The following is a 15,843-nucleotide window of genomic DNA, read 5'->3' as shown; positions in this document are numbered from 1 at the left end:
CCTGATAAGCCATGGTTGTAAGCCTTGTGCGCTCGACGCGATGTTTCGATGGGCATTGCCGCCGCCTCACCTGTCTCAAGCCTTGCGCCAAGGCTGGCAACCATGGCCTGACAGGTTCGGCACGTTGCAACAAATGTGGGAGCGGGCTTGTCCCGCGATGCGCCGCGCGGGCGGCGCTCGATCTCGACACCCCTGAAAATCTTCATCCGTTCACCCCACCTTTTTCACAAATGTTCATTTCCCTGTCATCCGATCAGTTTTTTCTATAAAGACTGACTGGCAGCCGCCTGTTCATTGCGCTAGTATTTTCGAAAACGAACATCAATGTTCATATTCGATGTGAACAGCCCCAGGAGGCCTTGCCCGTGTCCCAGCCCGTTTCGTCCCAGCCACCACTCCAGGACTGCTACGACCTCGCCGTGATCGGCGGTGGCATCAATGGCGTCGGTATCGCTGCCGATGCCGCCGGGCGCGGCCTGAAGGTGTTCCTTTGTGAAAAGGACGACCTGGCACAACACACCTCCTCGGCCAGCAGCAAGCTGATCCACGGCGGCCTGCGCTACCTGGAGCACTACGAGTTCCGCCTGGTGCGCGAAGCGCTGGCCGAACGCGAAGTGTTGCTGGCCAAGGCGCCGCATATCGTCAAGCCCATGCGCTTCGTGCTGCCCCATCGCCCGCACCTGCGCCCGGCGTGGATGATCCGCGCTGGCCTGTTCCTCTATGACCACCTGGGCAAGCGCAAGCGTCTGGGCGCCTCGCGCGGCCTGCGCTTCGGCCCGGGCTACCCGCTCAAGCCGACCATTACCCGCGGCTTCGAATACGCCGACTGTGCGGTGGACGATGCTCGCCTGGTGGTAGTCAACGCCATGGCCGCCCGGGAAAAGGGCGCGCACATCCACACCCGCACCCGCTGCCTGCGCGCCGAGCGCGTCGATGGCCTGTGGCAGGTGGAACTGCAGCATGCCGACGGCAGCCTGCAGAACATCCGCGCCCGGGCACTGGTGAACGCGGCCGGCCCCTGGGTCGCCAGCTTCATCAAGGACGACCTCAAGCTCGACGCGCCGTACGGCATCCGCCTGATCCAGGGCAGCCACCTGATCGTGCCGCGCCTGTACGAAGGCGAGCACGCCTATATCCTGCAGAACGAAGACCAGCGCATCGTCTTCTGCATCCCTTACCTGGACCGCTTCACCCTGATCGGCACCACCGATCGCGAGTACAGCGGCGACCCGGCCAAAGTGGCGATCACCGAGCAGGAAACCGACTACCTGCTCAAGGTGGTCAACGAGCACTTCAACCACCAGCTCAGCCACGCCGATATCCTGCACACCTATTCCGGCGTACGTCCGCTGTGCAACGACGAGTCGGACAACCCGTCGGCCGTCACCCGCGACTACACCCTCGCGTTGTCCGCTGCCCAAGGCGAGGCGCCGCTACTGTCGGTGTTCGGCGGCAAGCTGACCACCTACCGCAAGCTGGCCGAGTCGGCCATGGCCGAACTGCAACCGTTCTTCACCCAGATGCGTGGCAGCTGGACCGCCGGCGCACCGCTGCCGGGCGGCGAGAGCATGACCACCGTACAGGCGCTGGTCGATGCCGTGCTGGCACGCCATGACTGGTTGCCGGTGGACATCGCCAAGCGTTGGGCCGTCACCTACGGCAGCCGCGTATGGCGCCTGCTCGAGGGCGTGGAAGGTCCAGAAGGCCTGGGGCAATCCATTGGCGGCGGGCTGTTCAGCCGTGAAGTGGACTACTTGCGCGAACAGGAATGGGCGGTCGATGCCGCCGACATCCTCTGGCGCCGGACCAAACTCGGCCTGTTCACCTCTGCCGCCGAGCAGCAGGCACTCGAGGAGTACCTGCTACAGAACCAGGCTCGCGTCCAGGCTGCCTGATCACGCCTCGGCGACAGGCACAGCCGGCAGGAGGCGGGCGTACGCCTCCTGCGCCAGACTCAGGCGCAGCGCCTGCAGCGAGGCTTCGTACTTCACCCTCAGGGCCTCGGATCGAACCAGGTACATCTGCTCGGACAGCGACGCGGCCTGTGTCAATTGCTCATCGAGGGCAGAGACCAAGGCATCGACCCTCTCCGGGTAGCGCACATGCACAAAGCTGTCCCAAAACGGGCGTTGTGCCAGCGCCTCGCTCAGCCGTTGCGGCGTCTCCTCCCGCAGGACCTGAAGCCTGGCCGTGATCAGGTCACCCGGCGACACCCTGGCATCCATCAGGTAGTACATGCCGTCAGGCTGGGCAGGAAGGCCCAGCGGCTCGGCCAGATGCGTCCGATAGGCCATATAGACTTCGATCGGGTCCACCTCCCCACCTCTACGCTCGAGCTCCTGCACCTTGCGCGCAGCCAGCGTATTGACCTCATCCAGCCGATACAACGCCCGGCCGGCCTTCAGCAAGGCCTCCTCACGCTCGACCAGGCGCGTTCCCGCCGAAGCACGCTCCACGTACAACGTGACCTCCAGTTCGCTGAGGATCAGCAACAATCGATCCTCGCAGGCACGCTCCCCGCCAGCCTGGGCGAACATCACTGCACGCAGCTCGGTGTTCTGCTCGCACGCCTCGATCATTCGCCAGATGCGCCTGCGATAGAAATCGTCATGCTCGCGAAAATCCTCGGTCCGGGCAAAATCGGCAAAGAACTGGAACAGCGCCGTTGATTCAGGTTCCTCGCGCAATCTCAGCCATTGCGCTTCACGCTGGCTACGCAGCTTGCCCGAGCTGCCGGCCAACCACAGCTCCCGAGCCGCCTGATCGATCAGCTGGTGCTCGATGGGGTTGCGATTGATCGGCTCCCGGGACGCCAGGTTCACCAACGCCTGGCTGGCTTCATCCAGCGGATTGTCGTGCAGGACCATCCGCTGCAGGCGCAGCTGCAGGTTGTGCAAATCCTGACGCACATGCTGGATGCTGTTGTTGCGCAGGTCGACCACCCCCTGCCAGGGCAACTGCTGAACCCGCTCGGGCAACCTGGCGATCTCGCCCGAATGCAGCGATAACCGACGCAGGTGTCGCAGCCCATTCACATCCGGAGCCCAACCGAGCGGGTTATGGCCCAGGTCGAGTTCCCGTAGATTGACCAGGGCCAGCAGGCGCTGGTTGCCGACACTGTCCATGGCGATCTGGTTGTACCCAAGGCGCAGGTAGCGCAGCGAAGTAAGGCGCTCGATGCCCGCCGGCACCTGAGTCAGCCTGTTTTCCCGCAGGTCAAGTTCCACCAGCCCGGTGAAACGTGACAGGAAGTCCGCATCGACGTTGGCGAGGTCCATGTCGCGCAGGGTCAGACGGGTCACATGACCATAGCTGATGCCCGCGGGCAGGCTCGGCAGGCTGCCGACCTGCTCGCCACGGACCATCAGCCAATGGCCACCATCGCCCAGGACTCGGCTCTTGCGGCGCCAGCAACGGCGCATGGCGGTGGCTACACGCCGGCGCCTGAGCTTGGCGAGTATGCCGCCGCCTGCGCTGCACCAGCTCTGCAAGCCTTCGCGCAGGCGGCTCAACTGATGTTTCAACTGGTTGTAGTGCACCCATGGATCGACATGCCTGGAGACCAGGTCCAGCAGATAGTTTTCCAGCTCATCCTCGCCGAGGGTCGGATAGATCTGATGAATCCCCCGTCGACTCGCCTGTCGGCCACCTGGAGTACGGCCACATAATGGATATCCCAGGCGGCCGTCGGCGAAACGGGCCAGTGGACGGATACCCTCTCCGACCGGCGCCTGCCTGATCAATGTAGCCACCTGCTCGCGCTGGGTGGCAGCCAATGCTGCCAACTTGTCGGTCAACGCCTTTTCGTCCAGCGAAGCATCACCCAACAACAGTTTCTGCGACGGTTGCAGATGCAGGCATATCGCCTGGATCAGACTGTCCTGCTCCGTTGCCTGCGGTAACGGGATGCCGTTGCCATCCCGGGCCTGATAACCCTGGGTGCCGCGAACGATATAGCGAATATCCGCGGCTTCCTCACTGCCTACCTGTGTGCGCAACGTGCCTGCATGAGAACCGTCACGCAATTCAAGACGCAGGTTCTCAGCCCACGGCGCTTGCTGGTCGATCAACCCTAGGGCCAGACGCTCACTGTCAAGATTCACCGCGCTTGCCTGGCGCAAGCCAGCGCAAGCCCGATCCAACCGACTGTCACGCAGAAACCAGTGCGCGTGCTCGGCAAGCTCCAGCGGGATGCGCTGCTTATCGAGCATCTCTGCGAGCTGCCGCCCATTGGCCTGTTCGATGATTTCCCGCGCGCCCCGATGGCTCAATCCCGGGAAATCCCGCCTCAGCAGCAACGCTTCTGGTGTCTCGGTGCCTTGCCTGGATCGCACCTCGGCTTCAAAGGCTTCGCCACGCAACGCAGGAAACTGCTCGTGCAGCTGGTAGCGCTCCCAGGCATCGAGCAACCGGGCTGGGGGCGACGCCTGCTGTACATGCAATCGACGCAGGTGCTCCTCGCCAAAACCGGTACCTTCGGCCAGCCACAGGGCCTGCTCATCGGTCATGTTACTCAGTTCTCGGCCAAGCCGACGCATCAACAGGCCTGAGCCGGACCATTCATGTGGTTCCATTGAGCTCCTGAACAGCTTGGCCTGCCCTGCGTCATCGACTATCGGTACCAGGTTGTCTACCGCCAGCGAACGCTCCAGCACCTTCCCGGTCGCCATTCCCCCCGTGGCGAGGATGGCAGCCACCGCAAGGTTCTCTGCCACCCCGAACATATGCTGCAAGGCGGACTGACGATCACCTATTGCCCAGTCCTCGTAGCCCTCGTAGACCTCATTGGCAATCTGGACGGCGGCCACCCCCAGCATGACCTCGCCAAGCACTGGCACGAAGAAGGCCGCCAGATTGAGCAGGGTAAGCCCGGCTTCCAGGTAACGGTCGAATCGCTCGCGACACGCGTCGGCATCTGCTTCAGCGGTGGGCACCGCAAGCACACGCGCGTCATCCAGGATTTTCTCGATACGCAACTTACCCAGGTAGGCAATCAACGTGCCTTCGAAGTCCAGATGACGTCCATCCAGTTCGATATCCCGGGAGCTGTCCGTCTCCTTGAGCAGCTTTTTCAGGACAGTGGCGAACACCGGCCTGTCCCGCTCACGGACGAAACGCATGAAAAAGTCGACATAAGGTGATTGCCGCATGCGCCTGGCCAGCGTCTGGTACAACGCAGACCAGGAGGCATGATGCTGGACGGGCTGGATCGGATCGCCCGGAATCCAGCTGAGAATGCCCGTGACAGCCCCCAAGGCGTGCTCCCGGACTTCCACGGTCACCACGCCCTCCACGCGCTTGCCCAGCAGGTGCAACTGACGGCAGGTCAATACGGCCGGATCGCCCGGAACGATCGGCGCAGGCGCACACAATGGCAGCAGTTGCAGGTAGGCGCGCTCATCGATATGCCCTTCGAGAATGGCCCGGCGCACGGCAACCTCCATGCGTGCCCGAAGGTCCTCTTTGACCTGCGCATGAACGGCCTCCTTCTCCAGCAAATCGCTCGGTCGCAGGTGCGCCCTGAGCAATGTCTGATACTGACCGCCCAGGTCGAGACTGCGGCAAAGTTTCGCGAACTGAGTAAAACCGATATTCAGCCGTTTTTTATCGGCATCCAGCACCGTAGCCACGGTCAGTTCGCCAGGCGTGGTTTCATCCTCGGTGTAGTTATGCAGTGCCGCAGTCAACAGCTCCCTGCTGGACGTGCGCCGGTCCCATAGCTTCGGCGCCGAGTTCAGCGGCACCGGATGATAAATCTCCTGCACGATCTTCACAGTGCTGTTGCGCACGTCAACGTCGAGCTTGAACTGCTGGTGCAGTGCCTGCCTGAGCAAGGGCTCGGCAAAAGCATCAAGTGCCGACACAGGTGCCAGCAGTTCACGCATCTTCTCGGCACTTTTCTGCTGTGCCTTGAGCGCACGGTGTAGCGCCTGCAAGCGGTCGACCGCGGCGGTTTGCAACCAAGCCGGCAAACGCTTGGCAATCAGCGCATCGATGGAATCGGGGGCAATCTCGTGAAAACTCATCCAGCTTCTCCTGATGGGAAAAGCCACAGTTGACCCGCGACCCGCCAAGCCCTGTCGGTAGATAGTTACGCGCCACTCATTCGGATTTCCGAACACCACAACGTAACGCGTTCGGTTTGACGGACATCAAATGACACCTAAAAACCTTCAACAAAGAGTAATCCCCAGTATTTTCGCGGCGTTATGATCAAGGTTGGGGCTTGGCACGACTCATGCTCTACACTTGAACGCCGAATGCACCACGCTTCATGCTGTATTCGTTGAACGAAAGAGTCCGCCAACGGCTCCATAAAAAAAACAAACACGTCGAGGAAAATTTGATGCGCATCGTTCGTCAATTGCTGGGCGCCGCCATCGCGGCCGCTGTCATCGCATCGCCGGTCATGGCCGAAGAGCTCACCGGTACTCTGAAGAAGATCAAGGACTCCGGCACCATCACCCTGGGCCATCGCGACTCCTCCATCCCGTTCTCCTACCTGGCCGGCAAACCGGAACCGGTGGGCTACTCCCATGACATCCAGCTAGCCGTTGTCGAAGCTCTGAAGAAGCAACTGGGCACCGACATCAAGGTCAAGTACAACCTGGTTACCTCGCAGACCCGCATCCCGCTGGTGCAGAACGGCACCGTGGACCTGGAGTGCGGCTCCACCACCAACAACGTCGAGCGCCAGCAGCAGGTCGGCTTCTCGGTGGGCATCTTCGAAGTCGGCACCCGCCTGCTGACCAAGGTCAAGGATGGCCAGCCCTCCTATAAAGACTTTGCCGACCTGGCCGGCAAGAACGTGGTGACCACCGCCGGCACCACCTCCGAGCGCATCCTCAAGGCGATGAACGCCGACAAGCAGATGAAGATGAACGTGATCTCCGCCAAGGACCACGGTGAAGCCTTCAACATGCTCGAAAGCGGCCGCGCCGTGGCCTTCATGATGGACGACGCCCTGCTGGCCGGTGAAATGGCCAAGGCCAAGAAGCCTGCCGACTGGGTCATCACCGGCACGCCACAGTCGTACGAAATCTACGGCTGCATGGTGCGCAAGGACGATCCGGCCTTCAAGAAAGCGGTCGACGAAGCCATCGTCGCCTACTTCAAGTCGGGTGAAGTCAACAAGAGCTACGACAAGTGGTTCCAGCAGCCGATTCCGCCAAAGGGCCTGAACCTGCAGTTCCCGATGAGCGACGAGCTGAAGAAGCTGATCAATGAGCCGACCGACAAGGCGGCGGACGAGAAGAAGTCCTGACCTCCGGCAAATAGTGGCCTGAAGCGCATCCGCGCGAATCCATCCAACAGGCCACTTAGTTAGTGTCTAACCTTTACATCCGAGGGCGTCGAACGCCCCCGGATGTATCGAGGTGCCCGTGAAACAACCGTCTGAGGGGAAATCCCGATGAATTACAACTGGGACTGGGGCGTGTTCTTCAAGTCCACCGGCGTGGGCAGCGAAACCTATCTGGACTGGTACGTCACCGGTCTGGGCTGGACCATCGCCATCGCCATTTCCGCCTGGATCATCGCCTTGCTGCTGGGCTCGCTGCTCGGCGTGATGCGTACCGTGCCAAACCGCCTGGTGTCGGGGATTGCCACCGCCTACGTCGAGCTGTTCCGCAACGTGCCGCTGCTGGTGCAGCTGTTCATCTGGTACTTCCTGGTACCGGACCTGCTGCCCGAAGGCCTGCAGGAGTGGTTCAAGCAGGACCTCAACCCGACCACCTCGGCGCTGATCAGCGTGGTCATATGCCTGGGCCTGTTCACCGCCGCCCGTGTCTGCGAGCAGGTGCGCACCGGCATCCAGGCGCTGCCCCGCGGCCAGGAGTCGGCCGGGCGCGCGATGGGCTTCAGCCTGTCGCAGATCTACATGAACGTGCTGCTGCCCCAGGCCTACCGGATCATCATTCCGCCGCTCACCTCGGAATTCTTGAACGTGTTCAAGAACTCCTCGGTGGCCTCGCTGATCGGCTTGATGGAGCTGCTGGCGCAGACCAAGCAGACCGCCGAGTTCTCCGCGAACCTGTTCGAAGCATTCACCCTGGCCACCCTGATCTACTTCACCCTGAACATGGGCCTGATGCTGCTCATGCGCATGGTCGAGAAGAAAGTCGCGGTACCGGGCCTGATTTCCGTGGGAGGCAAGTAAATGGACATGGATTTCAGTGAAATCATCCCGGCCCTGCCCGCCCTCTGGGACGGCATGGTCCTGACCCTGCAACTGATGGTCATGGGCGTGGTCGGCGGCATTGCCCTGGGTACCATCCTCGCCCTGATGCGCCTGTCGTCGAACAAGCTGCTGGCCAATGTCGCCGGCGCCTACGTCAACTACTTCCGCTCCATCCCGCTGCTGCTGGTGATCACCTGGTTCTACCTGGCGGTGCCGTTCGTGCTGCGCTGGATCACCGGTGAAGACACCCCGGTGGGTGCGTTCACCTCCTGCGTCGTGGCGTTCATGATGTTCGAGGCGGCCTACTTCTGCGAAATCGTCCGCGCCGGCGTGCAGTCGATCTCCAAGGGCCAGATGGGCGCCGCGCAGGCGCTGGGCATGAGCTACGGCCAGTGCATGCGCCTGATCATCCTGCCCCAGGCGTTTCGCAAGATGACCCCGCTGCTGCTGCAACAGAGCATCATCCTGTTCCAGGACACCTCGCTGGTCTACACCGTCGGCCTGATCGACTTCCTCAACTCGGCCCGCTCCAACGGCGACATCATCGGACGCTCCCACGAGTTCCTGATCTTCGCCGGTGTCGTCTACTTCCTCATCAGCTTCTCCGCTTCGTGGCTGGTCAAGCGCCTGCAAAAAAGGATCACCGTATGATTTCCATCAAGAACGTCAACAAGTGGTACGGCGACTTCCAGGTACTGACCGACTGCAGCACCGAGGTCAAGAAGGGTGAAGTGGTGGTGGTCTGCGGCCCGTCTGGCTCGGGCAAGTCCACCCTGATCAAGTGCGTCAACGCCCTGGAACCGTTCCAGAAAGGCGACATCGTGGTCGACGGCACCTCCATCGCCGACCCGAAGACCAACCTGCCCAAGCTGCGCTCGCGGGTCGGCATGGTGTTCCAGCACTTCGAGCTGTTCCCGCACCTGACCATCACCGAGAACCTGACCATCGCCCAGATCAAGGTGCTCGGCCGCAGCAAGGAAGAAGCCACCAAGAAAGGCCTGGCGCTGCTTGAGCGCGTGGGACTGTCGGCCCATGCCCACAAACACCCCGGCCAGCTCTCCGGCGGCCAGCAGCAGCGCGTGGCCATCGCCCGTGCCCTGTCGATGGACCCGATCGTCATGCTGTTCGACGAACCCACCTCGGCACTGGACCCGGAAATGGTCAGCGAAGTGCTCGATGTAATGGTGCAACTGGCCCACGAAGGCATGACCATGATGTGCGTGACCCACGAAATGGGCTTTGCGCGCAAGGTGGCCAACCGGGTCATCTTCATGGACAAGGGCAGCATCATCGAAGACTGCACCAAGGAAGAGTTCTTCGGCGACCAGGGCGCCCGCGACCAACGCACCCAGCACTTCCTCAGCAAGATCCTGCAACACTAAGTCCGCCTCAGTGACGCTGCCCGGCCCTTCGCCGGGCAGCGGAAGCTGGTCGTGACAAGGCCACTGTGATGAAATGCGACCCCTCGCTCCTTCGCCCTGCCCAGCCTGCCGTGAAATCCCGTCTGATCCGCCAACTGCTCGTCCCGCCCCTGGTCATCCTGCTGATGGTCGGGCTGGGCTTTGCCGGCTTCCTGATCAGCGAGAGCAACGGCATCCGCACCCTCAGCGAGAACGGCGAGCGCCAGCTGGAACTGCACGCGCGTACCGTCGAGAGCGAAATCAGCAAGTACACCTACCTGCCCAGCCTGCTGGAGCTGGAAGACAGCGTCTCGCGCCTGCTCACCGACCCCGAGGCTGGTGATCGCCAGGCCGTCAACGAATACCTCGAAGGCCTGAACCGACGCAGCCGCAGCCGGGCGATCTTCGTCCTCGACACCAACGGCCGGGTCCAGGCCACCAGCAACTGGCGCGACGCCGACTCCTTCCTCGGCGAGGACCTGGCGTTTCGCGCCTACTTCCAGGTCGCCGTGCGCGGCGAGCCGGGGCGCTTCTACGGCATCGGCAGCACTACTGGCGAGGCCGGCTACTACCTGGCCCACGGGCTGGAGGAGCACGGCAAGATCATCGGCGTGGCGGTGATCAAGGTGCGCCTGGACACCCTCGAGGAGCGCTGGCAGCGCGCCCGCCTGGAGGCCTTCGTCAGCGACGAGAACGGCATCATCATCCTCTCCAGCGACCCGGCCCGGCGCCTGAAATCGGTACGCCCGTTGACGCCGCAGATCAAGGAGCGCCTGGCGCGCAGCCTGCAGTACTACTGGTGGCCGCTCAACGAACTGCAACCGCTGGCCCGCGAAACCCTGGCCGACGGCGTGGAGAAGCTCACCTTCCCGGCCAACAGCGAGACCGACCAGGGCAAGCAGCGAGAGGTGTCCTACCTGGCCCAGACCCGCCGCCTGGTCGACACCCCCTGGCATTTCACCCTGCTCACCCCGCTGCAGGACCTGCGCCGTGAATCGATGATGCAGGGCATCCTGGTGGGCGTGGCCTTCGCCCTGCTGGCGATCCTGGCCATCGCCTGGAACGAGCGGCGCAAGGTGATCGCCACCCGCCTGGCCGCCCGCGAGGCGCTGGAAGAAGCCAACAGCCAGCTGGAACGCAAGATCACCGAGCGCACCGCCGACCTGCGCGCCAGCAACGAACGGCTCAAGGGCCAGATCCGCGAACGGCGCCACGCCGAGCAGACCCTGCGCCACGCCCAGGACGAACTGGTCCAGGCCGGCAAGCTGGCGGCCATCGGGCAGATGTCCACCAGCATCGCCCATGAACTCAATCAGCCCTTGGCGGCCCTGCGCACCCTGTCCGGCAACACCGTGCGCTTCCTTGAGCGCGGCGCGCTGGAAACCGCCAGCGCCAACCTGCGCACCATGAACGACCTGATCGACCGCATGGGCCGCATCACCGCCAGCCTGCGCTCGTTTGCCCGTCGTGGCGACGACAGCGGCCAGGCTTCGCTGGAAAAGGCCGTCGAAGCCACTCTGCAGGTGCTGGCCAACCGCATCAGCGCCTGTCACCTGCAACTGCACCGGCAGTTCGACGACCAGCTGCTGGCCATCGACCAGACCCGGCTGGAACAGATCCTGGTCAACCTGATCGGCAACGCCCTCGACGCCATGGCCACCCAACCCCTGCCGCAACTGTGGCTGGAAGGCGAAGTCCAGGGCGACAAGTACCGCCTGCGGGTGCTCGACAACGGCCACGGCATCGATGCCGAGGCACGCAAGCACCTGTTCGAACCCTTCTTCACCACCAAACCGGGCGAGCATGGCCTGGGCCTGGGCCTGACCCTGTCGGCGAGCCTGGCCACCGCCGCCAAGGGTACACTGAGCGTCGAACATCCCGCCGGTGGCGGCACCGCGTTCGTGCTTGCCCTGCCCCTGGTCACGCCCCCTAGCGAATTGGCTGAGCCTCTATGAAACAAGCACCTCTCACCGTCCTGATCGTCGAAGACGACCCGCACGTGCTGCTCGGCTGCCAGCAGGCGCTGGCCCTGGAAGACATTGCCTGCGAAGGCGTCGGCAGCGCCGAGCAGGCCCTGGAACGCATCGGCGATGACTTTGCCGGTATCGTCGTCAGCGATATCCGCCTGCCGGGCATCGATGGCCTGGAACTGCTCAACCGCCTCAAGGCCCGCGACCGCAGCCTGCCGGTGGTGCTGATCACCGGCCACGGCGACATCGACATGGCGGTCGGCGCCATGCGCAATGGCGCCTACGACTTCATGGAGAAACCCTTCTCGCCCGAGCGCCTGGTCGAGGTGGTACGCCGCGCCCTGGAACAGCGCGGCCTGTCTCGCGAGGTATTCGCCCTGCGCCGCCAACTGGCCGAGCAGAGCAGCCTGGAAGGGCGCATCATCGGCCGTTCGCCGGCCATGGAGCAGCTGCGCGAACTGATCGCCAACGTCGCCGACACCTCGGCCAACGTACTGATCGAAGGCGAGACCGGCACCGGCAAGGAACTGGTGGCCCGCTGCCTGCACGACTTCAGCCGACGCCAGGGCCAGCCGTTCGTGGCGCTGAACTGCGGCGGCCTGCCGGAGAACCTGTTCGAAAGCGAGATCTTCGGCCACGAGGCCAATGCCTTCACCGGCGCCGGCAAGCGGCGCATCGGCAAGATCGAGCACGCCAACGGCGGCACGCTGTTCCTCGACGAGGTCGAGAGCATGCCGCTCAACCTGCAGATCAAGCTGCTGCGCGTGCTGCAGGAGCGCACCCTGGAACGCCTGGGCTCGAACCAGAGCATCCCGGTGGACTGCCGGGTGATCGCCGCGACCAAGTCTGACCTCGCCACCCTGGGCCAGAGCGGCCAGTTCCGCAGCGACCTGTACTACCGCCTCAACGTGGTCACCCTGGAGCTGCCACCGCTGCGCGAGCGCCGCGAAGATATCCTGCAACTGTTCGAGCATTTCCTGCAGCAATCGGCCCTGCGCTTCGACCGCGAGGCGCCGGAGCTGGACAGCCAGACCCTGTCGCGGCTGATGGCCCACGACTGGCCGGGCAACGTGCGCGAGCTGCGCAACGTCGCCGAGCGCCATGCCCTGGGCCTGCCTGCGTTCAAGAAGGGCCCCAGCGGCGGCGCCAGCCAGGGCCTGGGTTTTGCCGAGGCGGTGGAGGCGTTCGAGCGCAACCTGCTCAGCGACGCCCTGCAGCGCACCGGCGGCAACCTCAGCCAGGCCAGCCAGGAGCTGGGCATGGCCAAGACCACGCTGTTCGACAAAGTGAAGAAGTACGGCCTCGGCTGATCGGCAACCTGACCCTGGAAATTCAACGTGGACCTGGTATTCAAAGCGGCCCTGGGCGCCGGCGTGGTGGTGCTCCTGGCGATCCTGTCGAAGACCCGCAACTACTACATTGCCGGCCTGGTGCCGCTGTTTCCCACCTTTGCCCTGATCGCCCACTACATTGTCGGCAAGGGGCGGTCGCTGGAAGACCTGAAGACCACCATCCTGTTCGGGATGTGGTCGATCATTCCGTACTTCGTGTACCTGGCAACGCTCTACGTACTGGTCGACCGCCTGCGCCTGGAGGCGTCGCTAGCCCTGGCCACGGTGGCCTGGCTGGTGGCGGCGACGGTGCTGGTGAGCGTTTGGGTGCGGATGCATTGAACGAATCGCGGGGCAAGCCCGCTCCCACGAATGGTGCGCAGGGCTATCGTGGGAGCGGGCTTGCCCCGCGATGGGGTCTAGAGCCGGGCGATATGCGTGACATCCTGCCGATGCGCCTGCAGGTAGGGTAAAACCGCCCCCAGCAACGGTGCCTTGAACGGCTCCTGGAAACGATGCGCCAGCCCCGGAATCAGCCGCAACTGGCTGCCCTGGATATGCGCCGCCAGATGCACCCCGTGCATCACCGGCAGCAACGGATCGGCGGTGCCATGCACCACCAGCGTCGGCACCCGCAGCTGGTTGAGCAACTCGACCCGACTGGGTTCGGCAAGGATCGCCATGATCTGGCGCTTGACCCCTTCCGGATTGAACGCCCGGTCATAAGCCACGGCGGCTTGTTCGAGCAGCGCAGTCCGGTCGTCCCGCACCTCGGGGCTGCCCAGCGCTGCCAGCAGGTCGGCCTGCTGCTCGATGGCCACCTCGCGACTCGGCGCGCTGCGCCGCGCCAGCAACTGCACCAGCGCCGGATCCGGCGCCGGCAGGCCGACGGCGCCCGAGCTGGACATCACCAGGGTCAGGCTGCTCACCCGCTCCGGGGCCATGGCCGCCAGGTGCTGGGCAATCATGCCGCCCATGCTCACACCCAGCACATGGAACTGGCGGATGCCCAGGGCATCCATCAGTCGCAGACCGTCACCGGCCATGTCGGTGAGGGAATAAGGCGCCGACACCGGCAGGCCCAGCTTGTAGCGCAGCAGTTCGACGGTCAGGTTGGCCGAGGCCGGCAGCTGGTTCCAGCGCGACAGGCCGACATCGCGGTTGTCGTAGCGGATCACCCTGAAACCCTGGCGGCACAGGGCCTCGACCACGTCGTCCGGCCAGTGAATCAGCTGCCCGCCCAGGCCCATGACCAGCAACAGCGCCGGATCGCGGGGCGCACCGACACTCTGGTAGACCAGGCTCAGCTCACCCAGCTCGGCCCGTTGCACCGGCACATGGACGTCGCAGCGACCCTCGGCGAAACTCGCCGGCACGCTGACCAGCAGCAAGAAGAAAAGTAGTAAAGCCCGCATGAAAGAAACACCAGAATGCAGATCCCCAGTAGAGCGCGAGTCTGATGAAATCCGTTCGGGCGCGCTGCCACAAAACCGTGACAGTTTCGTGAACCTTGCCGAGCGGTCGTGTGCATCCTGTTATCGACAGCACATGGCAACATGAGGGAAACTCAACGCAATCTCGTTTTAGCTCAAAGAATGCTCACGGAGCCGTCGTGCTGGAAATCCGCCACCTGAAAACCCTTCATGCCCTACGCGAAGCAGACAGCCTGGTGGAGGCCGCCGAGCGCCTGCACCTGACCCAGTCGGCGCTGTCGCACCAGTTCAAGGAGCTGGAGGAGCGCCTGGGCCTGCCGCTGTTCGTGCGCAAGACCAAGCCCATCCGCTTCACCAGCGCCGGCCTGCGCCTGCTGCAACTGGCCGATGCCACCCTGCCGCTGCTGCGCGGCGCCGAGCGCGACATTGCCCGCCTGGCCGGCGGTACCGCCGGACGCCTGCACATGGCCATCGAGTGCCACAGCTGCTTCCAGTGGCTGATGCCGACCATCGATCAGTTCCGCGATGCCTGGCCGGAAGTGGAGCTGGACCTGGCCTCGGGCTTCGCCTTCGCCCCGCTGCCGGCCCTGGCCCGCGGCGACCTGGACCTGGTGGTGACCTCCGACCCGGTGGACCTGGCCGGCATCACCTACGTACCGCTGTTCACCTACGAGGCCATGCTCGCCGTGGCCAACCAGCATGCGCTGGCGAGCAAGCCCTATATCGTGCCCCAGGATCTGCTCGACCAGACCCTGATCACCTACCCAGTGGAACGCGACCGCCTGGACATCTTCACCCGCTTCCTGGAGCCGGCCGACATCGAGCCGGCGGCGGTGCGCACCTCGGAGCTGACGGTGATGATGATGCAACTGGTAGCCAGCGGTCGCGGTGTGTGCGGCATGCCGCACTGGGCGCTGCACGAATACAGCTCGCGGGGCTACGTGAAGGGCAAGCGCCTGGGCGAGAAAGGGCTGTTCGCCACGCTCTACGCCGCGGTGCGCACCGACATGCTCGATGCACCGTACATGCGCGACTTCCTGCTGACCGCCAAGGACACCTCGTTCGCCACCCTGGACGGGGTCAGCGCGGTGCGTTGAGGCCTTCGCGCCACAGCGGCAGGATCAGGTCGCGAGTCAGGGGGGCCAGATCCAGGTCCGGCGCCTGGTCGGCGGACAGCCAGGTCACCTCTTCGATTTCCGCCGCCGGGTTTACCGTCGCGGTGCATTGGACGCGAAACAACTCGGCCTGCACCTCGAAGCCCGGTTCGTTGGCGGCCGGGGCGCTGAAACGGCCCAGGTGAATGGCCTGGACCGGGTCGACGCGCAGGCCCAACTCCTCGTGCAGCTCGCGTACCAGCGTCTGGGCCGGCGATTCGCCTGCATCGATCTTGCCGCCAGGCTGCATGAACGCCTGGGTGCCGCGCTTGCGTACCAGCAGGGTGCGGCCTTGCGCGTCGATGAGCAGGGCGGCGGCGATGCGGATAATGTTGGGCATGGTGGACTCACGAGCGAATGAAGGGGCGCAGGATAC

The 15,843-nt window shown here is 63.9% G+C and carries 13 protein-coding genes; 9 read left to right on the top strand and 4 right to left on the bottom strand.

Annotation, left to right across the window (positions count from 1 at the left end; genetic code table 11):
* Positions 1-206 (bottom strand): hypothetical protein (locus tag POF53_RS23765; protein WP_498969702.1); only part of this gene is annotated, 206 nt, incomplete at its 3' end.
* Between the two features lie 159 nt (positions 207-365).
* Here POF53_RS23765 and glpD point away from each other — a divergent pair.
* Positions 366-1,895, top strand: a complete 1,530-nt coding sequence (gene glpD / locus POF53_RS23760; RefSeq protein WP_498969700.1) for a glycerol-3-phosphate dehydrogenase — start codon at positions 366-368, stop codon at positions 1,893-1,895.
* On the opposite strand, the gene POF53_RS23755 is transcribed toward glpD, so the two are convergent.
* A complete protein-coding gene (locus tag POF53_RS23755) occupies positions 1,896-6,026 on the bottom strand; it encodes an NEL-type E3 ubiquitin ligase domain-containing protein (protein WP_498969698.1) in 4,131 nt (1,376 codons plus the stop codon).
* Between the two features lie 320 nt (positions 6,027-6,346).
* Between POF53_RS23755 and POF53_RS23750 the strand changes: the two genes are divergently transcribed.
* The 7 genes from POF53_RS23750 to POF53_RS23720 all read left to right on the top strand — a co-directional run bounded on the left by POF53_RS23750 (position 6,347) and on the right by POF53_RS23720 (position 13,222).
* Positions 6,347-7,264, top strand: a complete 918-nt coding sequence (locus POF53_RS23750; protein ID WP_203647766.1) for a glutamate/aspartate ABC transporter substrate-binding protein — start codon at positions 6,347-6,349, stop codon at positions 7,262-7,264.
* Positions 7,265-7,411: 147 nt separating this feature from the next.
* Positions 7,412-8,158 carry an amino acid ABC transporter permease gene (locus tag POF53_RS23745; RefSeq protein ID WP_203647767.1) on the top strand — a complete coding sequence of 249 codons (747 nt, stop codon included), beginning with the start codon at positions 7,412-7,414 and terminating at the stop codon, positions 8,156-8,158.
* On the top strand, positions 8,159-8,830 hold the full coding sequence (locus POF53_RS23740; protein ID WP_203647768.1) for an amino acid ABC transporter permease: 672 nt from the start codon (positions 8,159-8,161) through the stop codon (positions 8,828-8,830).
* A complete protein-coding gene (locus POF53_RS23735) occupies positions 8,827-9,561 on the top strand; it encodes an amino acid ABC transporter ATP-binding protein (RefSeq protein WP_203647769.1) in 735 nt (244 codons plus the stop codon). Before POF53_RS23740 ends, POF53_RS23735 begins: the two co-directional genes overlap by 4 nt.
* Before the next feature lie 68 nt (positions 9,562-9,629).
* Positions 9,630-11,534, top strand: a complete 1,905-nt coding sequence (gene aauS / locus POF53_RS23730; protein WP_203647770.1) for a two-component sensor histidine kinase AauS — start codon at positions 9,630-9,632, stop codon at positions 11,532-11,534.
* A complete protein-coding gene (gene aauR, locus POF53_RS23725) occupies positions 11,531-12,859 on the top strand; it encodes a two-component response regulator AauR (RefSeq protein WP_203647771.1) in 1,329 nt (442 codons plus the stop codon). The genes aauS and aauR overlap by 4 nt, the downstream gene beginning before the upstream one ends.
* A 27-nt stretch (positions 12,860-12,886) precedes the next feature.
* The gene (locus POF53_RS23720) at positions 12,887-13,222 is read left to right on the top strand and encodes a GlpM family protein (protein WP_050704011.1); all 336 of its coding nucleotides are present in this window, start codon (positions 12,887-12,889) and stop codon (positions 13,220-13,222) included.
* A 77-nt stretch (positions 13,223-13,299) separates the two neighbouring features.
* Here the strand turns inward: POF53_RS23720 and POF53_RS23715 are convergent, their stop codons facing one another.
* Positions 13,300-14,295 carry an alpha/beta fold hydrolase gene (locus POF53_RS23715; RefSeq protein ID WP_232855791.1) on the bottom strand — a complete coding sequence of 332 codons (996 nt, stop codon included), beginning with the start codon at positions 14,293-14,295 and terminating at the stop codon, positions 13,300-13,302.
* Positions 14,296-14,492: 197 nt separating this feature from the next.
* Between POF53_RS23715 and metR the strand changes: the two genes are divergently transcribed.
* Positions 14,493-15,410 (top strand): transcriptional regulator MetR, encoded by a 918-nt coding sequence (metR, locus tag POF53_RS23710; RefSeq protein ID WP_019097212.1) that lies wholly within the window; start codon positions 14,493-14,495, stop codon positions 15,408-15,410.
* Here the strand turns inward: metR and POF53_RS23705 are convergent.
* Positions 15,394-15,807: an NUDIX hydrolase gene (locus POF53_RS23705; RefSeq protein ID WP_232855790.1), complete on the bottom strand. Its 414-nt coding sequence runs from the start codon at positions 15,805-15,807 to the stop codon at positions 15,394-15,396. The genes metR and POF53_RS23705 overlap by 17 nt on opposite strands.
* Positions 15,808-15,843 lie beyond the last annotated feature (36 nt).

It is taken from the genome of Mitsuaria sp. RG (genome assembly GCF_028369275.1).
GTDB classification, from domain to species: domain Bacteria; phylum Pseudomonadota; class Gammaproteobacteria; order Pseudomonadales; family Pseudomonadaceae; genus Aquipseudomonas; species Aquipseudomonas peradeniyensis.
This window is presented reverse-complemented; position numbering and strand designations above follow the sequence as displayed.